The following is a 20,729-nucleotide window of genomic DNA, read 5'->3' as shown; positions in this document are numbered from 1 at the left end:
ATGAGAAGAAAAAGATGGCTGACCGTTGCAATGATTGTGACAGCAGCAGTGGCTGTGATGATGGCTGCGACCTCTTATAAAGAAATCGGGAAGAAACTGGAGATGCAGGGTGAGGATCAGCAGACGATGCTGGTTGCCGGGTATGAGCTTCAGACAGAAACAGCGAAAGAAACAGAAAAGAATAAGAAAAAAAGCACGAAAGTAAGTGAAAAAGAAACGCAGGCAGGCGAAAGTACAGAAACAGAAGCAAGTACTGCAAAGACAGAAACTTCTGATACAGAGATGGCATCGGAAACGGAAAAAGAAACGGAAACAAAAGAGACAGAAACCCGGACTTCAGCCGCTGCAGATCCGTCAAAGCCGGTCCTGAAATTAAAGCAGAAAAAGATAGAGATCAAGGTCGGCGATGCGTTTGATGCGGTTTCGCAGGTATCTGAAATCACTGATGATACAGATGATCGTTCTGCTCTGTTCCGTCAGATTGAGGTCCACGGTGACTACAGCACGGATGAACCGGGCACTTATACGCTGACTTACACGGCGATGGACAGTGACGGCAATGTATCTGCTCCGGTTACGCTGGAACTGGTAGTGAAAGGATAGGATTATGGGAGTATTAACGAGTATCAGCAGAGGCCTGGAGGCAGTTTCGACTCCGCTTGGCGTACTGCCGGACATGGTATATGCGGCGGCAGCCGCAAGCTTTCTGCTTCTGCTTATTGTGTACGTTTTTGTAACACCATCCTGGAGAGAAAAAAAGAGAAAGCGTGGCAGGGCCATCTGTGTGTGGCTGATGTTTGCGATTTATGTGCTGCTGATCCTGGCGGTGACCATTCTTGGAAAGAGAACCGGAGATTCTGCGGTGGATATGGGGATCTTCACAGGAAGCTGGGTGATGGAAACGCTGGTAAAAGTGGCAGCAGGTACGGTCGCTTTTGTTCCACTTGGAGCTTTGATCATGATCCTGATGAAAGGAAAGTATCAGGCTGCGAAGAGTATAGGTGCATCGTTTGCATTAGCACTTTGTGTGGAAATACTCCAGCTTGTCTTAAAGACGGGAGTTTTTGATCTGGGGAATCTGCTCTTTCATACGATCGGTGCCGGTATTGGTATTGTGTTTGTGATCGTTTGGAAATATGCGTTTTCCAGGAAAAGTGCGTTCTCTTATGCCATGCGTCTGATGCTGAGTATTCTGATCGTGTTGATGCTTCTGGAAACGGCGGCGTTCGGAGCTTATCATGTACTGCGTACGACCGGACAGGAACATATGGATGAGAACATCAGTGTGGCAGAAAATCAGATGATTTCAAAAAACACTGACGGAAGTGATGCAAAGGTTTCTTCCGACCCGGATGTGATCTGGTACAATGGCAAGGCTTACCGCTATAATCACGATCTGGTGACGATGCTGGTCATGGGCATTGATCAGGAGAGTGATACGATCGAGGAAAAGGATGATGTTTCCGGTGAGAGCGGTCAGGCGGATAGCATTTTTCTGATGGTTATGGATAAGAGCAAAGATGAGATCAAAATGATCAGTATTTCGCGAGATACCATGACACAGATCAAGACGTTTGATTATAAGGGAAATTATCTTGGAAAATCAAAGAATCATCTCGGACTTGCGTATTCCTTCGGGGATGGAAAGGTGACAAGCTGTCAGTACATGGTGGATGCTGTCTCCAACCTGTTCTATGGAATGCCGATCAATGGCTATGTGGCATTGAATATGAATGCGGTTGCCATGATCAACGATGCAGTTGGCGGCGTAACGGTGACGGTACCGGAAGATATGACGCAGGTTGATCCGTCCTTTGCAGAGGGGGCGGCGGTGACGCTGACAGGAGATCAGGCGTTGAAGTTTACACGTTATCGAGATACGGAAAAGGATTTTTCCAACAATTCTCGTATGGAGCGTCAGAAACAGTACCTTGTGAATTTTATGGGACAGGCGGTGAAGGCGATGAAAGAGGATATGAGTCTTCCAGTCAGCCTTTATCAGAGTCTTACGGATGATATGGTCACAAATCTCAGCCTGGATCGTTCGGTTTATCTGGCAACGGAGGCGATGGATATGCATTTTACTGCCGACGGCATTGTTTCTTTGAAGGCGAAATCCAAGAAGGGCAGTGTCTATGATGAGGTTTATGTGGATGATGATGCACTTTATGATCTGATCATTCAGACCTTCTATACCGAAGAACAGTCAGAAGGTGAGTCGAAGTGAAAAAAAGAACATGGAAGGTGATCGCGGTGATATCGTTTGCTGCGGCAGTGATCCTGATGGCAGTCGTTTTGCGGATTTATACACAAAGAGAACATGCCAGGCAGACTTATGAAGAAATGCAGCAGCAGAATTCCGAGAAACGGCAGACCGATACGCAGGAGTCGAAGGAACAGTCCAAGACAAAGGAAAAAAAGAAGAAGCTGGACATTCCGGTGGATTTTGAGACCTTACAGAAGGAAAATCCGGACATTTATGCGTGGATCACGATACCGGGAACGGATATCGACTATCCGGTTGTACAGGACAGCTCGGATAATACGTACTATCTGAACCATGCGGCGGATACCAGTTTAAGTGACAGCGGAGCGATTTATTCGGAAAAGGAAAACGCCAAAGATTTTGATGATTATCTGACGGTGCTTTACGGACATAACATGAAAGACGGTTCGATGTTTGCAGGTCTGCACAAGTACGAGGATAAGACATTCCTGAAAGATCATAAGGATCTGACCATCTACACGCCGGATTCAATCTTGAAATATCGGATTTTTGCGGCCTATCTGACGGACAACCGTCATGTGCTGATGTATTATAATCAGGGAAAAGATGAGGAAAGCAGGGAGACTTATCTGAAAGATATTTTAGAGCAGCGAAATATGAATGCATCCATTGACACGAAGGCGAAGGTGGACAAGGACAGCAAGATCTTGACGCTCTCAACCTGCCATGCGGCCGGTAAGAATTACCGCTACCTGGTGCAGGCATATCTGGTTAAGGAAGAGCACGAATAGAAGAAGAGCGTTACCTGGAAATGAAGCAATTTGCAGATGACGTGTTGGACAAAACAAAAAAGACCATATACCAAAACGGTATGTGGTCTTTTTTTGACTCCAACATCATATGATGCTAGGGTCAAAAGGTCTAACTCCACATGAGCTTGCTCATAGGTGGATGAAAGACCTTGGGACCCGCCCCGATATGAGCATAAAAGTGGGATGATAATCCCACGATATGCGAATACTGGGGCGGATTGTGGGAGTGCAACGCACGGAACAATCCGTAGGCATCATAGTTGAGGTCAAAAGATGCCTCGGCAGGATTTTACAATGAAAATATCAGAAATGTTTTCTGAATTGCAGGGAGGACTGAAATGTTCATAAAAACAAGGGAATACCAGGAGCTTTTTCTGGAGGCACTGCGTGCGGGGATTCGCGGGCAGCGGGTGGCCTGGAAGGAGCGTTCCGTGCAGGAGTGGTCAGGGGTTTTTGCCCTGGCGGACATGCATCATGTGCTGCCGCTAGTTTATGAGGCGGTGGCGGAGTGCCGGGCAGCGGCTTTGGCGGACCGTGTGATGTTTGCAAAAGTGCGGGAAAAGAGTCTGCGGCTGATGGCACTTCAGAGGACGATAACCGAAGAATTTCTGGAGTTGTACGCTCATTTACAACAGATGGGTGTAAAGCCGCTGGCGGTAAAAGGAATCGTCTGCCGCAGTCTGTATCCGGATCCGGATGCGAGGCTTTCTGCTGATGAGGATCTGCTGATACCAAAAGAGCAGTTTGAGGCCTGTCAGGAAGCGATGCTTTTATATGGAATGCAGCAGTTAAATCCTGAGACTGGCACCGAGAACTACGAGACGGCTTATAAAAAAACAGGCGGCTTTCTGGTGATCGAGCTGCACTGGATGCTGTTTCCGGAAAATGAAAAATGGTGTATTGGATGGAATGGATTTTTTGATAAGATCCATAAACAGGCGATCGAAAGAGAGGTAGAAGGTGTAAAAATCAATATGCCGCAGCCGACGGATCATCTGTTTTTTCAGTTCTGCCATGCCAGAAAACATCTGCTTGCTTCCGGAGTCGGGATACGGCAGATCTGCGATATTCTGCTGTTTGCCGAGTATTACGAGAAGGAGATCGATTGGGAGATTTTCTGGGATCGCATCCGGATGACGGATGGTATCCTGTTTGCAGAGGCGATTTTTCGCCTTGGTGTGCAGTATCTTGGTTTTGAAGAAAAACAGTTCTATTTTCCGGAAGGTGTGCATAGTATGAAACTGGATACGGAAAGACTGATGGAAGATATCCTGCACTCCGGCATTCATGGAAATGGGACAAGGAGTCGCCTGCACAGTGGCACCCTTACGCTGCATGCGGCGGAAAAAAGAGGACTGTCAGGCATATTCCCCGGTCTGTTTTACATGGCATTTCCGCCTGCAAAGAATCTTCTGTGGCGTTTTCCGTACCTGAAAAAGCATCCATATCTTCTGCCGTTTGCCTGGGGGCAGAGGCTCTGTGGCTATCTCAGAGAAGGTCCGGTTTTAGGATCGGTAAAAGAAATCGTTAAGACTGGAAGAAAAAGGAAAGAGATTTTAAGAGAATATGGGATTTTCGGGGAAAAGAGAAGATGAATACAACAAGGGAAAGTGAGTGAAATATGGAGGCGAAGAGATTTGTATTGCGGAAAGTAGCAGGGGAAAACATCCTGGTGCCGGTGGGAAATACGGCTCTTACTTTTAACGGTCTGGTGACCTTGAATGAGAGTGGGGCGTTTCTGTGGAAACATATGGAAAAAAACAGGACGAGGGAAGAGCTGGTACAGGAGGTTCTGCAAGAATATGAAGTGTCAGAAGAACAGGCACGTCTGGATATCGGTCAATTTCTTACATATCTTGCAAAAGCGGGCGTTTTGGAATGAGGGATAAGAAAGGGACGCATCGATTCTGGGGTGTGCTGTTTTATCTGGCACTTATGGTCACGATTGTGTCTACCTCTTATGCAGGCGTGAGGTTCTGCAGCAATCTGGTGACAGGACAGTCTTATGAAAGACTGCGGGATGCGGCGGAAGCGTTCGCAGTGGGGACAAAAAACGGGCAGCAGGGAAAAGAAAAAAATAAGGCAGCAAAGGGAATGGAACGTGAGTCCGAAGCCGGGTATGACAGGCCGGAAGGCATCGATTTTGCAGAGCTTTCGAGCATCAATCCGGATATTTATGCCTGGATTCGGATACCGGATACGCAGATTGATTATCCGGTGCTGCAAAGAGAAGAAGATGACACTTATTATTTGAGGCACAACAGCAGCGGAAGATATGCGTTTGCCGGAAGTATTTATACGGAAGAGGCAAACAGCAGGGATTTTAAAGATCCGATGACCGTGCTTTACGGGCACAACATGAGAGACGGCTCGATGTTCCAGAATCTTCATTTTTTTGAGGATAAAACATTTTTTGCGGAACATCCGGAATTTTTTATTTATTTGCCGGGCTACCGGCTGACATATGAAATTTTTGCGGCGTACCGCTTTGATGATACGCATCTGCTCGGGGCATTTGATTTTTCAAAGAAAAAGGGGCGAAGGGCGTATATCAGAGAAGTGTTTGCCGGGATTTCCATGGGACAGAATACAAGAGAGGATGTAAAGGTGACAGCAAAAGATAAACTTGTGACCCTGAGTACCTGCACATCCGATCAGGCAGACGGACGTTACCTGGTGCAGGCTGTTCTGAGAAAAAAAGAAAAAACCAGGCAGTAAAAAAGAGAAAGAAGGTGTGGGAATATGCAGACGGAAAAAAGAGCGGGCAGGGTGATGCGAAATGTGGCGGCCGTTTTGGTGATCATTCTGGCGATCGTGGCACTTTTTCAGGGATTTCGCATGAGGGGAAAAGAGGCACTGTTTCGCAATGTGGCGGTGGAAACGGAAAAACTGCCGGAAGAAAAGCAAAGCGGAGACGACAGGGCAAAGATCGCATGCGAACAGGGAAAGGAGGTCACATATCAGGGAGAGAAGTATATGTACAACGAAGATCTGGTGTCGATCCTTTTTCTTGGGGTAGATAAGGAAGCGTTTGAAGAGGGCGGCACGGTCGGAGATGGAAAGGCAGGTCAGGCAGATGCACTTTTTCTTCTTGTGCTGGATACGAAAACCGGAAAGAGCCGCCTGATCGCGATCTCACGAGATACGATGACGGATGTCAACGTCTATTCAGACCTTGGAAATTTTATCGGAACGGAAAAGCTGCAGCTCTGTCTTGCCTACACGTACGGGGACGGAAAGGAGAAGAGCTGTGAGAATACGGTGAGAGCCGTTTCCAGGCTGTTTTACGGGATGCCGGTCGCAGCGTATGCGGCACTGGATCTGGATGCCATCACAGTGCTGACGGATGCAGTCGGCGGTGTGGAGGTGCCGGTCACCAAAGATCTGACGATCCAGAATCCGTCCCTGAAAGAAGGAGAGAGAAAGGTGCTGACCGGAGAGCAGGCACAGTGGTATGTGCGAAGTCGTCTGGTGGAAGAAAAGGAAGCGACAGCGGATGCCAACAGTGACCGCATCGAGCGGCAGAAGCAGTATCTTGCAGCTTTTGGAGGAAAAGCGGCAGAGCAGTTTCGAAAGAATCCGCTTTTTTTGTTGACTCTGTATCAGAAAATCAAGGATTTTTCAGTCACGAATCTTTCAGCAGCCGAAGTGACGTATCTTGGAACCCTGCTTTTTCGAGGTGGTTTTCAGGATGCCGGTATTTTAAGCATCAAAGGAGAAGCATCCATGGGAGAGACTTATGCGGAATTTCATGTGGATGAGCAGGCAATGTATGAGATGGTTTTAGAGGTGTTTTATCGAAAGGCGGGGAAGGATCATGAAAAATAAAAAACTTTGGATCACGGCAGTTTTGCTGTCCGGTATGCTGGCACTTCCGGTCCAGGCGGCAGTGATAAGTCCTGGCAGTGAGAATGTAAGAAGAAGTACGGTGACAAAGACGGCCGTTTCACCGAAAACAGGAGAAGGTACGGGAGAGTCCGTGGCTCTTCTGCTTGCCTGTGTATCGGCATCGGCAGCCGTTTTTGCAGACCGGAAACGGAAAGAGAAGACGGAATGAAAAAATTAAGGTGGTTTGCGATCACACTTTTTCTGCTCTCAGTGGCGGTCTATGCACTGAATCAGAACCAGATCCGACGAAAAACAGACCAAACCATACCGAAAATATTCATGGATCAGGATGAGATCCAGGTGAGTGTCAAAGATCCGGAGAAAGTATGGAAAAAGGGAATCACAGCTTATGATGAAAAAGACGGCGATATCACGGATTCTCTGGTGATCGAGAGTGTATCGACTTTTCTGGAAAAAGGACGCAGACTGGTCTCCTATGCAGCATTTGACCGGGACGGCCACGTTGCGAAAGCATCCAGACAGCTGATCTACACGGACTATCATTCACCGAAAATCTCCTGTGCAAAGCCATTTTCTTTCCCGGTCGGGACACAGGATATTCTGGATAGTGTCTATGCGACAGACTGCATCGACGGAGATATCTCAAATAAGGTGGAGATCACGGGGGATTCGGTGTTTTTCCTGAATATTGCCGGAGAATATGAGATCTGGCTGCAGGTGACAAACAGCTGCGGTGATATGGTGACGGTTCCGGTCACGCTTGAGATGGTGGATTACAGACAGCAGACGGAGAGGACAAAGTGTGCAGAAGCAGCAAAACAGATGGAAAGGACCAATCTGACAGAAGAAACAGGGCAGAAAGAGACGGAAGGAGCAGAAAATGGAACAAAGGCGGGGTGAGTACAGGATGGATGGAGTGGACAGGGCACTGTCGTATACGGTTCTGACGGATGTTCTGCGGCAGTGGCTGGTGATTTTCTGTTTTGCCGTTTCTGCAGCATTGCTTGCGGCAGCTGTGATGCAGTGGCACTATCAGCCATCTTACACTTCCCAGGCGACACTTTATGTGACAAAAAAGGGACTTCCGAATAATGTCTATGACAATGAAAGTTCGGCACAGGTTATGGCGGAACATTTTGAGCAGATTTTAAACAGCAGTATTTTGCAGAAAAAAGTCGCAGAAGAGATACATCTTGCGGATTTTGCAGGCAGTGCATCGGCAGAGGCGGTGGAGGGAACGAATCTGATCAATCTGGCGGTCACTGCGGCCTCACCGGAGCTTTGCTTTAAACTGATGCAGTCTATTTTGAAAAATTACAGCCTGGTATCGGACTATATGACAGGTAATGCAATCCTGGAGATCTTAAAGGCACCGAAGGTTCCGCTTACGCCGGATCAGCCGTTTGAGCGGCGAAATATCATGATCCAAGCATTTCTGGCTGCGGCAGCATGCTGGGTACTAATCTTCGGCGGGCTGTCCTGGCTGAAGGATACGATCCGCACGGAGGAAGACATTGAACAGAAGCTGGAGGCGAGACGTCTTGGTACGCTCTGGCATGAGCGGAACAGAAAAAAACGGACTGACATCCGCATAGACGATCCGCTGATCAGCTTCCGTTATATGGAATCCCTGCAAAAACTGACACAGCACGTCCAGAAAAAGATGGAGGAGCGAAAGGCACAGACACTGCTTGTGACCAGTGTGCTGGAAAAAGAGGGCAGATCGACAGTGGCGGAAAATCTGGCACTGGCACTTTCGATGCGAAAAGAGAAGGTTTTTCTGTTAAATGCAGATTTCCGGAAGCAGAATGCGTCCTGGCTTGCCGATGAAGAAGGACATTTGAAAATAGAAAATTTTCAGAAATTGTTGGAGAACCTGAAAAAAGAGAATGATTATGTGATCATCGATACGCCGCCGTTTTTGCAGAATGCGGATACGGAGGAGATGGCACAGATGGCGGATGCGTCACTTCTGGTTGTTGCAGAGCACCGGGCACAGGCGAAAGATCTGAATGCGGCACTGGATCTTTTAAATGCACAGGGAGAGAAAAATCTTGGCTGTGTCTACAACAATGCACATGTGGAATTTTTAAGACCGATGGCCTCTTATGGCTATCAGTATGCATATCATTACGGCAGATATGGAGGACATTATGAACGGTGAGATGAGATTGGAGGATGGAAGGATCGACCTTACCTCTCTGGCAGAGACGATGTGGAAACAGGGCAGACGCTTCTGGTGGCTTTTGCTGCTTATTGCAGGGATCGGGGCAGCTGCCTGTTCTTTTCTTGTGAAAAAAACTTATCAGCCGGTCTATACTGCATTTGCTGCTTATGCGGTGAGCAGTGATTCTGTCTATGCGGGAAATAAAAACTATGAGCAGAAAGTAGCAGAACAGATCGGCGTTGTGTTTCCTTATATTTTAACGAGCGATGTACTGCGGGAAAAAGTATGTGAAAAAATGGGGACAAAGACCATGCCGGGAAGTATCGATGCATCGGTGGTTCAGGATACTAATCTGATCACAATCCGGGCAAGGGCTGCAAGTGCCGGCAGGGCGTATGAACTTCTGCAGGCAGTGCTGGCATGTTACCCGGAAATCCTGCATCCGGTGACCGGTGTATTGAAGATGGAGCTTCTGGATGAATCCGGTGTGCCGCATCAGCCGGACAACATTCCGGATGGTCGAAGGGCAGCTCTTGAAGGGGCAGCGGGTGGAAGCCTGCTTTTTATTCTGATCGTGCTTTTTGATGCCATGGCGAAAAAGACCGTCAGAAACCGGGAAGATCTGCAGAGACTGACGCAGATCCATTATCTGGGAAGTCTTCCGAAAACCAGGGCAAAAAAGAGATCGGCTGCCTTTTTAGATGCCCGGTATGCCATCTGTGCAAGACTGGAAAAGGAGCTGAAAAAGAAAAACATGCATACGCTTCTTGTCACCAGTGCCGTTGCCGGGGAAGGAAAGACCACCGTTGCCTGCAATCTGGCACTGGGGCTGGAAAAGAAAGGCTATTCGGTACTTCTGCTCGATGCGGACTTAAGAAAACCGGCTGTTTGCCGGACGATTCAGCTGGATTCTGGTACGGAAGGGGCGTATGAAGTCCTGACCGGGCAGAGAACGGCAGAGGAGGTAAAAATCCGCTGTCGGGATACACAGCTCTGTGTCATTGCGGGAACGAAAAGCCTGTCATCCACGCAGCAGATCCTTGGAACAGGGAAAATCGCAGAGATCATAAAACAGCTGGAAAAGGAGGCAGATCTGGTGATCGTGGACACACCGCCGGCCGGGATTTTGTCGGATGCGGCAATGCTTGCTTCCTGCGTGGACGGAGGTGTTTTTGTTGTAAGACAGGATTTTGCTGATGTAAGGATCCTGACGGAAGGAATAAGGGAACTTTCCGAAGCCGGGATGGAGTTTGCAGGGTGCATTTTAAATCAGACCGAACACAAATAGCAGTGGACAATGGGACCCGCCCCGATATGAGCATAAAAGTGGGATGATAATCCCACGATATGCGAATACTGGGGAGGATTGTGGGAGTGCAACGCACGGAACAATCCGTAGGCATCATAGTTTGGGACTTTTGACTCCAACATCATATAATGAAAAGTATGGAATAAGATAACAGTTACTTAAGATAGATCTAAGGAGCGGATGAAATATCCGCTTTCTTCGATTCTGCAAGAAGAGAGGAAAGACATGACAATAAGAGAATGTTACGAAAAGACCGGGTCTGATTACGAAAACATTTTGAAAAGATTTGGCAGCGAAGCGATGATCCAGAGATTTGCACTGAAGTTTTTAAAGGACGGCAGTTTTTCGGATCTGAAAAATGCCCTGGAAGCAAAAGATGGAGAAAGAGCTTTCCGTGCAGCTCACACGCTGAAAGGCGTATGCATCAACCTGGGATTTGACCGGCTTTATAACGTAAGTGCAGAGCTGACAGAGAAACTGCGAGGCAGAGAGATCGAAGAGAGCGAAGAGCTCTTTGAACAGGTTGAAAAAGAATACCATGCCCTGACTGCTGTATTAAAGCAGTACGAATCAGAACTTTAAAAAGATCGGAAGAAGATCGGATGCGAAAGAGAAAATTGCAGTGAGGAGATGAACTTATGGAATCGGCAAACGGTATAACAAGGCAGCAGGCAGAAGACGAAATGCAGCTTTTCAAGAAAGTCTTTACCGTTGTGCGGCTGCTGGATGGAGAACATCTGGAGCAGATGCATAAGAGATGCAAGCTGGACTGTAAAGACGAAAAAGAGAAAAGTGAGTGCTATGAAATATGGAATAAAGACCATCCGTGTGAAAACTGCACTTCCCTGCAGGCACTGTATCAGCGGACACAGAAGACCAAGCTTGAATTTATCGAGGATGAGCTTTATCAGGTCACTTCCAGATACATAAAAGTAGACGGAAGAGACTGCGTGATGGAGCTTGTCAAATACATGGACATGGATACGCTGGTGGATTCCCGTGGCTGTGAAAAGCTGGTCAATCAGCTGATCGAGTATGATCAGAGATTGTATAAAGATGCACTGACCGGTGTATATAACCGTCGCTATTTTGAAGAGCAGATCAAGAAAAAGAATGAAAATGCCGGGGTGGCTGTCATTGATATGGATGACTTCAAACTGTGCAACGATACGCTCGGCCACAGTGTGGGAGATGCCGCACTCAGAACGATGGTAAAGACAGTTAAACACTGTATCCGCAAGACGGATATCCTGATCCGTTACGGTGGAGATGAGTTTATTCTGATTCTGGAGAACATCAAAAAAGAAAATTTTTTCAATAAACTGGTCCAGATCCAGAGTGATATCCATGCTGCAAACGTACCGGGATTTCCAAAGCTTCAGCTTTCGGTCAGTATCGGCGGAGTGATATCCTCAAAAGAGACGGTCGAGCATGCAGTTATGCAGGCAGATAAACTGATGTATCAGGCAAAAGAGCATAAAAATATGGTTGTTACGGAAGATAATGCCTCCTATGTTGCACCGGGAGTGGCAAACAGAAAGGCACGGCAGCAGATTCTGATCGTGGATGACTCGGAGATGAACCGTGCCATTCTTTCAGAGATGCTGAAAAAGGATTTTGATATTCTGGAGGCAGAAAACGGAAAAGAATGTCTGGATATCCTGCAGCAGTACGGCATGGGGATTTCCCTGGTGCTGCTTGATATCGTAATGCCGGTTGTGGATGGATTTGAAGTGCTGGATGTGATGGTACATAACCACTGGATCGAGGACATTCCGGTCATTATGATCTCCAGTGAGGATTCAGAACCTTATATCCGGCGTGCTTATGAGCTTGGCGTATCAGATTATATCAACCGTCCGTTTGATACAAAAATAGTATGTCAGAGGGTGCATAATACAATCAAACTGTATGCAAAACAGAGAAAACTGGTGACGCTGGTTACCGATCAGATCTACGAAAAAGAAAAGAACAACCAGATGATGATCAGTATCCTAAGCCAGATCGTAGAATTTCGAAACGGTGAGAGCGGACTTCATGTATTACATATCAATATTTTATCAGAACTGCTTCTGGAGCGTCTGGTACAGAAGACGGATAAATATCAGATATCGGCACAGAGGCGTTCTCTGATCACGACGGCTTCTGCACTGCATGACATCGGCAAGATCGGCATCGATGACAAGATCCTCAATAAACCGGGCAGACTGACACCGGAAGAGTTTGATGAGATGAAAAAGCACACGATCATCGGAGAGTCTATCCTGAAAAACGTCGGTATTTATCAGAATGAAGAGCTGGTGCAGCTGGCCATGCATATCTGCAGATGGCACCATGAGCGTTATGACGGCAGGGGCTATCCGGATGGACTGAAGGGCGAAGAGATCCCGATCGAAGTCCAGGTTGTATCGATCGCAGATGTCTATGATGCACTGGTAAGCGAACGTGTCTACAAAAAGGCATATTCGCATAAAAAAGCAGTGGAAATGATCCTGAACGGTGAGTGCGGACAGTTTAATCCTCTGCTGCTGGAGTGTCTGCAGGATATTCAGGACCGTATCGATGAAGAGTTTCAGAATGTAGAAAATCAGAGCGAAGAAGAGAATCAGGAGCGAAAGGTACACGATCAGATCATGGAGACGACGGTGCTGGGCTGAGAAAAAGAGGGCAGTACTGTTGCTCTGCCCTGGCATGACGCTGCTGTGCGGCTGTTCCAAAAAAGCTGCTCTGCCTTGACTTTTGATGCAAATTTTGATATGATTGCGTCAGTAGTCGCAATACATCAGGAGGAACTGTCCAAGGCAGATCTGGCAGGTGATGAACGATTTATACAACAAAACGAAAAGGTGGGATTTTTGATGAAACAGTTTACTTACACAATTCAGGATTCAATGGGTATCCATGCAAGACCGGCAGGTCTGCTTGTAAAAGCTGCAGCAGCATTCAAAGACACAACGATCGAGATCAGCAGCAACGGCAAAAAAGCTGACGTTAAGAGAATCATGGCAATCATGAGCATGGGCGTTAAGCAGGGTGCAGAAGTAACCGTTACCTGTGAAGGTGCGGATGAAGATGCAGCAGCAGAAGCTATGGAGAAATTCTTCAAAGAAAATCTGTAAGATTTACTGCCGTCAGGGAGACTGACAGAGTGATTTTAAAAAGTATAATGAAAGAGGCATGGCCGGAGACGGTTGTGCTTCTTTTTTAGTGACAGGAAAAAGTCGCAAGCAGCAGTTTTTTTGGGGGTTCCGGCAGATCTTTCAGCTTAATTTCAGCCTTTCACCAAATTCCTGACACATCCCCCTGCTAATATGGAAACCAGAAACGGAAAGCAAAAGGCTTAAGCAGGGCGGGAGGTCAATATGAAAAAATATTCCAAAAAGAAGAAATGGATCGCGGCAGGAATGTCCGTGGTTTTAGTCGGCGGAGCAGCCGGCGGTATTTATTTTAACACTCATCACCGTTCGTTTCAGGCAAAGGCAGAAACAGCGTCCGTACAGACAGCAACGGTGGAAAGGGGTGATATTTCAACGACCGTAGTCGGAACCGGAAATCTGGAGGGCAGCAGTGCACAGGATGTGACGATGCCGGCCGGCGTAAAAGTGGATAAAGTTCTGGTAGAGAGCGGTGACAGTGTTCAGAAAGGAGATACGCTGGCAACCGTGGATGCTGATTCAGTAAAACAGGCAATGCTCGATGTGCAGGAAGAGATCGACGAGCTGGATGAAGAGATCGAAGAAACAAAAGATGACAGCACATCGTCTTATGTTACGGCCAAAGTATCTGGAACGGTCACGAAAATCTATGCGAAAAAAGGCAAAGACGTCAGCAAATATATGGCAAGAAAAGGTGCCCTGATGATCATCCAGATGGATGACGAGAACAAAACAGAAGTAGCAGTGACGGCAGCAGTCGGAACCGTCAGCAAAATCTGCGTTTCTGAGGGTGATACCGTCAGTGCCGGTGACAAACTGCTGTATCTTGCCGACACCGGTGAAAGCTCAGAGTATCTCAAGCTGGTATCCGGGCGAAAAGAACTCGCAGAATATATGCAGGAGCTATCGGAACTTTCAACAACAAATAAGATCACGGCCGACTTTGACGGAACCGTGCAGGATGTCAATGTGACGGCGAGCAGCACATCCGGAAGTTCAGGCAGTTCGTCCGGAAACAGCAGCTCCGGAAACAGTGTGTCCGCGGTGCCGACATCCGCATCCGTGTCATCTGCGACGACATCATCGAAAACAGTGACTTCCGCATCGGCAGTAAGTACTGCGGCCTGTAAAAACAGTGCAAAAACATCCTCTGGCATGGCACGGTGCACGGCGGCTGTGAAAACCAGTGCGACAGCAACTGAAAGCAGCCAGGGACAGACGGAAAAGAGCAAGGTCGAGACGGAAAGTGACAGTGAAAAGGAGTCACAGAATGAAATCCAGAAGATTTCCGTGGAAAGTATCAAGGATCTTGTGACGCTACCGGTGACCGGTCAGACACTGCAAAGGGAGATCAAAGAGACCGATCATTATACCGGAACGATCGTCTGGGAGAGTACAGATCAGACGGCTGCAGCAGATACCGTTTATACGGCAAAAGTGACATTGACTGCAAAAAGTGACAGCGAAAAACAGTATGTATTCCCGGAACATGTCGTGATCAGCCAGAGCGGGGCAGCCATCTCAGGTGTGACCAATAATGGTACAGAATTAAGCTTTCAGCTTACGTTTGTAAAGACGGCCGCAGCAGATAAGAAAAATGACCAGAACACAGCAGATGACAGTAAAAACAATACATCCGGAAATGATCAGAATAACAGCGGCGATGCGACAAATGTCGGATCAGGCGGCGATGCAGATGCGTCCGATAACACGCAGAACAGCAACGGCAGCACAGAGAGCGGTACACAGAACAATCTGCCGGCAGGTGCGAACGGTACGCAGAGCAATGATGCAAACAGCACGCAGAACAATAACAGCAGCAATGGAAGCACAGGCGGTACGCAGAGTGCAAGTGCCACTTCTGCATCGACCGCTTCTTCCACCCAGGGTTCGGACAGCAATATCAGTGATGTGACTGCATTTACGCTGTCACCGGATGAGACGATGAACCTGTCGATCAGTGTGGATGAGCTGGATATTCTTTCTATCGCAGAAGGACAGAGTGCAGACATTACCTTTGATGCTCTGGAGAACCAGACCTTTACCGGAACGGTGACATCTATTTCCGGTACTGCATCCGTCAACGGCGGTGTGGCAAAATATACGGTTGAGATCGAGATGGAAAAAGATGACAATATGAGGATTGGTATGAATGCATCCGCGACGATCAAGGTAGAAGATGCCGAAGATATTCTTCTGATCCCGTCTGCGGCACTGCAGGAGCGGGGAGATTCCACCTTTGTCTATACCGGACAGAGCGAAGATGGCACACTGACTGATGAAGTGGAAGTCGAAACCGGTCTTTCCGACGGCAGCAACGTTGAGATCACAAGCGGACTTTCCGAAGGCGACACGGTTTACTATACAAGAACGATAAGTGACAGCCAGAGCGGTAATATGCAGGGATTTGGAGGATTTGGCGACGGTCAGATGCCGTCCAAGCCGTCCGATATGCAGGGCGGTCCTTCCGGCGGAGGCGGACAGGGCGGAGATCCTGGCAGAACACATCCAAATCAGTAAGGCGGTGATGACGATGATTACATTTCGGGATGTTTCTAAGATTTATCATATCGGAGGCGAGGAGGTAAGAGCACTCGACCATGCTTCCATGCAGATCGAACAGGGAGAATTTGTCGGTATCATCGGACCGTCCGGTTCCGGCAAATCTACGCTCATGAATATCATGGGCTGCCTAGATGTGGCGGATGAAGGAGAATATATCCTCGACGGCCAGCCGATCGAGCATTATTCAGAGCGGGAACTGGCAAAGATCCGCAATCACAAGATCGGATTTATTTTTCAGAATTTTAATCTGATACAGAAAATGTCTGCTGAGGAGAATGTGGAACTGCCTCTGATTTATCAGGGCGTTCCGGCACCAGAACGCAAAAGGCGGGTGAAAGAGGCACTGGATCGCGTGGCACTTGGGAAAAGACGGACGCACAGACCGACCGAACTGTCCGGAGGACAGCAGCAGAGGGTGGCGATCGCAAGGGCGATCGTGACCAGACCGTCGCTGTTTTTGGCAGATGAGCCGACCGGAAATCTGGACTCAAAAACAGGAGAAGAGATCATGCGGCTGTTCCATGAGCTGCACGATCAGGGCAACACGATCGTTCTGATCACGCACGATGAGGGCGTGGCACTTCAGGCAGAACGCCGTATTGCGATTTTTGACGGGCATGTCCGGGAGGTGATGGAATGATCTTTCAGTCAATAAAAATGGCATGGAATTCCATCGCATCGAACAAGATGCGTTCCTTTCTGACGATGCTTGGCATCATCATCGGTGTGGCGTCTCTGATCGTACTTGTGTCAATCGCAGACGGAGCGACCGGATCGGTCACGGATACCATTTCTTCGATGGGCACCAATCTGCTGACCGTATCGATCCAGGATGACAAGGAAAATCCGTTGAGGCTTTCGGAACTTTCGGATTTTGTGGATGAAGAGACCATCCGTATGGCAGCACCTTATGCACAGACTTCGGTGACGGCAAAGAGCGGTTACACAAGTGATACCATGACCGTTTACGGTACAACGGGAGCCTATTATGATATCCAGGGTCTGAGCCTTCAGAACGGCCGCTGGATGAACAAAGCCGATGTAGATAATCACACGTATGTAGTGATCTTAAATGCTTATGCGGCAACGCAGCTGATCGGACGTACGAACTGCGTGGGTGAGAGTATTTCTCTGGACGGCAAAAAATATCAGATCATCGGTGTACTGCAGGATGAACAAAGCGGCATATCCTCGACACAGAGTGAGCGGATGGAGGCATATATTCCCTACACTTCACTGACAAGGCTTTCGGACAGTGTACTTTATGTCACCACATTTTATGCGACATCGGCAGATGAGAACAGTATGGATGCGGCAGAAAGTTATCTGACGCAGAAAATGCTGGAGCGATTCGGAAATGACGAAGATGCCTTTACGATCGTCAACCAGTCAGCTGTTATGGAAACGATGGAGAGCGTGACGAATACTCTGGCGTGGATGCTTGGTGGCATTGCGGCGATTTCCCTGGTGGTCGGCGGAATCGGCATCATGAATATTATGCTGGTATCGGTCACAGAGAGAACCAAAGAGATCGGTATCCGCAAAGCCATCGGAGCCGGGCAGTTCAGCATAATGGCACAGTTTCTGACCGAGGCACTGATGGTCAGCATGATGGGCTGTATGGCAGGCATCGCACTTTCGGCACTCATCCTGAAAGTGGCCGGCATGTTTGTCAGTGACATGAGCTTTTCCATATCACCGCAGGTAACGGCACTGGCAGTTGGATTCTCGGCATTTATCGGTATTGTCTTCGGTATTTATCCGGCGTGGAAAGCCGCCAGAAAACATCCGATCGACGCACTGCGTTATTCTGGTTGACCAAACGGGAAAAACTTTATATAATAAAATCACGAAGGGTTTCGTGGTGAAATAGTCAAAAAAAGGAGAAATTTTCAGCGAAATAGGGAAATTTCTCCTTTTTTGTAATACCGGGGTTAAACCAATCAAAATGTATGTTGATCCGACAAAGCGATGAGGGAGGCAGAAATGAAAAGTATAGAAGAAAGATTAAAAAAAGCGGCACTGGGAGCAGGATGCCTGTTTCTGGCACTGGGAGCATTTGAAATGCAGAGCCATGCAGCAGATGCCGCATCCCAGGTGCAGTCAAGAGCGTTGCTGGTCACACGCGGTGACTACGAAGGAACGGAGTATGATCTGACACCGGGACCGCAGAATGACGGAGTGAATGTAAGCCGTATGTTACAGAATGCATATGGCGGACAGAATATTTCCATTACCACGGAAGAGAAAACGAAAACAAAAAGTGAATTAAAGAAGGCGATTCAGACTGCATTTGCAGATTCGGATGCGGATGATGTCAATTATTTTTATTATTCCGGGCACGGACAGCAGGATGGACTCTGTCTGGAAATGGGAAGAAGCCGTGAGAATGTTGTGACGCCGCAGGATCTCTATGACTGTTTTGCAGGTATCGAAGGGAAAAATGTGCTGATCATGGACTGCTGTTACAGCGGCACGATGGGTTCGCAGACCAGGAGCGTTGGGCTGCAGAGTCTTCTTAAAAACACAGTCAGCCGGGATGAGGCAGCAGAAACTTTTGTCGATCAGTTTACGGAAGGTTTTGCACAGGCAGAAAAAGAAAATCAGGGATTTCAGAGTCGGACGGTGTTAAACAGCAGCCGTTTCCGTCTTCTGATGGCAGCGGCAGATGACGAACTTTCCAATCAGGTGATCCGAGGTGATAACAGCGATATCGGAGACGGCGGAAGCGAAAATGAGGAAGCATCTGCAGAACGTACAGAACCGAAACAGGCCTCCGCCTACGGTGTATTTACCGGATCGCTGGTCTATGGAAACGGCATCCATGCAGAACTTGCAGAGACGGACGTTGATTTTGAGGATGCCACGATCGGCACGGCACCGGCGGATTATGACGGGGACGGAGAGATCACCTTTAACGAGATCAAACGTTTCACGCAGAACCATTGTGTTGCAAACCATATGCGGATGTATCCGTCAGACAATCAGGAGGTGTTCCTGCCGGCGGCACAGAAAGCAGAGAAGGCATCTTTTGAGAAAGCAGTTCTGCATTATGCAGAAGATGGAACGCCGAAACTTCAGATATCTTATCAGGCAAGAGAAACGCTGAATGCAGAGGTTGCCTGGTATTATGCAGGGTCTGCATGGGGCCTGCAGCAGCTTTTGTTTACCGTTTACGATCCGGAAGGACTTCCTGATTTTGAGAAAGATGCCGGTGTGGAGAAAGTGGATGGAAAATCCGGAATTTCACTGAAACAGGGAAAAGGCAGTTTTGAAATAACAGTCGGAGATGAACAGACCAGATATTATTCCGGCTATTTTGCCTGCATGATCCGCACAGAAGGCTCGGATTTTTCTTATATCATACCATTTGCGGCTTCCGCAGAGGATCCTTCTCTTATCAATGATATGACGCTGTCGGCAGCGAAAGAACATGCACTTTCTTCTGAAGAGGAATGGGAACTTCTGGCAGATTTTGGATTTTATGTTTCCGAAGAAGGCAGCGATGCCGTACCGGAATTTCCGATACCGCTTATGAGCTGCAGGATCCTGGATGCAGACGGAAACACCGTGCGTGTGCTTGCGGATCAGGAAATGGCAGAGATCGTGCAGCCGGACGGCACGGGAGAGTATCAGTGCCGTGCTTATTTCTGGTGGGACTGCCGTGATGAAAAGGGCAATAAAGTGAAAGCAGGTACTTACACTGCAGTGGTAACGGCAGAAGATGCATCAGGCAGCAAAACACTGGAAAAGGAAGTAAAACTTGCAGAGGACAGAAGTTCGGAAACCGAAACGGAGAGCGAATCCGAAACAGAAAGAGAAACAGAAACGCAGCAGCCGTCTACGGAAGCACCGAATCCGAATACCGGAAAAGAAACCGAAAAGAAAGATCCGGCCGGAAATCATACAGAAAGCACGGAGAAAAAGGAAGTGCAGAGTATTTCTCTTGTCAGCCGTTCTGCTTTTTCCGGTCAGGAAAAGAACGGTGCCAAAATCGTGATCGGAGTCAGAGAAAGTGTTCGTTTAAATCCGGTGATCACACCTGCTTATGCCGCAGATCAACGTGTGACTTACAAAAGCAGCAACAACAAAGTGGCAAGTGTCACACAGGGCGGTGTGATCCGGGCAAAGAAAAAAGGAAATGCCGTGATCACGGTCACAACTGCAAACCAGAAGACCTGCCGCATCAAAGTGACGGTCAGACAGGCACCAAAGAAGGTTACGATCGGTGCAAAAAACAGGACACTGAAAAAAGGAAAAACCCTCCGGCTCAGGGTGAAACTTCCGTCCGGAAGTGCCGCATTCGGCATCCGATACAACAGCAGCAGGAAAAAAATTGCCACGGTGGATGCAAAGGGAAACGTGAAAGCCATCCGGAAAGGAAGTACAGTGATCACTGTGAAACTTTACAATGGAAAGAAAGCAAGACTGAAACTTACAGTCAAGTAAACGTATTGATGAAATTGGACTGAAAATTGTAAAAAGAGTATAATAAAACTGAAAAAAGAGCTGGAATGTACAGCAAAAAATACAAGAAAAGAGTCTGTTTCCGTCGTTTCGGAAATGGACATTTTCTTTTTGTTGTGCTATAGTAAAAATATATGGGTAACAACAGATTAGTAATTTTTTTTCAATAAGGATACTA

18 protein-coding genes are annotated in these 20,729 nt (G+C 47.8%); all 18 read left to right on the top strand.

All coding sequences use genetic code 11. The features are described from left to right. The 18 genes from GPK60_RS04510 to GPK60_RS04425 all read left to right on the top strand — a co-directional run bounded on the left by GPK60_RS04510 (position 1) and on the right by GPK60_RS04425 (position 20,533). Complete coding sequence (locus tag GPK60_RS04510) at positions 1-603, top strand: immunoglobulin-like domain-containing protein (protein WP_215658940.1); 603 nt, start codon at positions 1-3, stop codon at positions 601-603. 4 nt (positions 604-607) lie between these two features. Continuing rightward, complete coding sequence (locus tag GPK60_RS04505; protein WP_215658939.1) at positions 608-2,227, top strand: LCP family protein; 1,620 nt, start codon at positions 608-610, stop codon at positions 2,225-2,227. Beyond that, positions 2,224-3,018: a class B sortase gene (gene srtB / locus GPK60_RS04500; RefSeq protein ID WP_215658938.1), complete on the top strand. Its 795-nt coding sequence runs from the start codon at positions 2,224-2,226 to the stop codon at positions 3,016-3,018. The genes GPK60_RS04505 and srtB (GPK60_RS04500) overlap by 4 nt, the downstream gene beginning before the upstream one ends. A 359-nt stretch (positions 3,019-3,377) precedes the next feature. Continuing rightward, the gene (locus tag GPK60_RS04495; protein ID WP_215658937.1) at positions 3,378-4,634 is read left to right on the top strand and encodes a nucleotidyltransferase family protein; all 1,257 of its coding nucleotides are present in this window, start codon (positions 3,378-3,380) and stop codon (positions 4,632-4,634) included. Between the two features lie 26 nt (positions 4,635-4,660). Then, positions 4,661-4,921: a PqqD family protein gene (locus GPK60_RS04490; RefSeq protein ID WP_022118393.1), complete on the top strand. Its 261-nt coding sequence runs from the start codon at positions 4,661-4,663 to the stop codon at positions 4,919-4,921. Continuing rightward, positions 4,918-5,757: a class B sortase gene (srtB, locus tag GPK60_RS04485; RefSeq protein ID WP_215658936.1), complete on the top strand. Its 840-nt coding sequence runs from the start codon at positions 4,918-4,920 to the stop codon at positions 5,755-5,757. The genes GPK60_RS04490 and srtB (GPK60_RS04485) overlap by 4 nt, the downstream gene beginning before the upstream one ends. Positions 5,758-5,781: 24 nt before the next feature. Next, on the top strand, positions 5,782-6,867 hold the full coding sequence (locus tag GPK60_RS04480) for an LCP family protein (RefSeq protein WP_215658935.1): 1,086 nt from the start codon (positions 5,782-5,784) through the stop codon (positions 6,865-6,867). Next, positions 6,857-7,096: an LPXTG cell wall anchor domain-containing protein gene (locus GPK60_RS04475; protein ID WP_022118396.1), complete on the top strand. Its 240-nt coding sequence runs from the start codon at positions 6,857-6,859 to the stop codon at positions 7,094-7,096. The genes GPK60_RS04480 and GPK60_RS04475 overlap by 11 nt, the downstream gene beginning before the upstream one ends. Further along, a complete protein-coding gene (locus GPK60_RS04470; RefSeq protein ID WP_215658934.1) occupies positions 7,093-7,788 on the top strand; it encodes a hypothetical protein in 696 nt (231 codons plus the stop codon). Before GPK60_RS04475 ends, GPK60_RS04470 begins: the two co-directional genes overlap by 4 nt. Further along, complete coding sequence (locus GPK60_RS04465) at positions 7,769-9,052, top strand: Wzz/FepE/Etk N-terminal domain-containing protein (protein ID WP_215658933.1); 1,284 nt, start codon at positions 7,769-7,771, stop codon at positions 9,050-9,052. Before GPK60_RS04470 ends, GPK60_RS04465 begins: the two co-directional genes overlap by 20 nt. Further along, complete coding sequence (locus GPK60_RS04460; protein WP_215658932.1) at positions 8,997-10,343, top strand: polysaccharide biosynthesis tyrosine autokinase; 1,347 nt, start codon at positions 8,997-8,999, stop codon at positions 10,341-10,343. The genes GPK60_RS04465 and GPK60_RS04460 overlap by 56 nt, the downstream gene beginning before the upstream one ends. A 246-nt stretch (positions 10,344-10,589) precedes the next feature. Further along, entirely contained in the window at positions 10,590-10,946 is a 357-nt protein-coding gene (locus GPK60_RS04455) for an Hpt domain-containing protein (RefSeq protein WP_022119408.1), read from the top strand. A 56-nt stretch (positions 10,947-11,002) separates the two neighbouring features. Then, positions 11,003-13,021 carry a diguanylate cyclase gene (locus tag GPK60_RS04450; protein ID WP_215658931.1) on the top strand — a complete coding sequence of 673 codons (2,019 nt, stop codon included), beginning with the start codon at positions 11,003-11,005 and terminating at the stop codon, positions 13,019-13,021. Positions 13,022-13,120: 99 nt separating this feature from the next. Beyond that, positions 13,121-13,483 (top strand): HPr family phosphocarrier protein, encoded by a 363-nt coding sequence (locus GPK60_RS04445; protein WP_330589882.1) that lies wholly within the window; start codon positions 13,121-13,123, stop codon positions 13,481-13,483. Positions 13,484-13,726: 243 nt separating this feature from the next. Beyond that, positions 13,727-16,039 carry an HlyD family efflux transporter periplasmic adaptor subunit gene (locus GPK60_RS04440; RefSeq protein WP_215658930.1) on the top strand — a complete coding sequence of 771 codons (2,313 nt, stop codon included), beginning with the start codon at positions 13,727-13,729 and terminating at the stop codon, positions 16,037-16,039. A 13-nt stretch (positions 16,040-16,052) separates the two neighbouring features. After that, positions 16,053-16,724, top strand: a complete 672-nt coding sequence (locus GPK60_RS04435) for an ABC transporter ATP-binding protein (protein WP_022118228.1) — start codon at positions 16,053-16,055, stop codon at positions 16,722-16,724. Then, positions 16,721-17,902: an ABC transporter permease gene (locus GPK60_RS04430; protein WP_215658929.1), complete on the top strand. Its 1,182-nt coding sequence runs from the start codon at positions 16,721-16,723 to the stop codon at positions 17,900-17,902. The genes GPK60_RS04435 and GPK60_RS04430 overlap by 4 nt, the downstream gene beginning before the upstream one ends. Positions 17,903-18,070: 168 nt before the next feature. Then, positions 18,071-20,533: an Ig-like domain-containing protein gene (locus GPK60_RS04425; RefSeq protein ID WP_215658928.1), complete on the top strand. Its 2,463-nt coding sequence runs from the start codon at positions 18,071-18,073 to the stop codon at positions 20,531-20,533. Positions 20,534-20,729 lie beyond the last annotated feature (196 nt).

It is taken from the genome of Ruminococcus sp. MCC718 (genome assembly GCF_018783905.1).
In the GTDB taxonomy this organism is placed as follows: Bacteria; Bacillota; Clostridia; order Lachnospirales; family Lachnospiraceae; genus Hominisplanchenecus; species Hominisplanchenecus faecis.
Note: the sequence above shows the minus strand (reverse complement) of the source record. Positions and strands in the feature narration are given on the sequence as shown.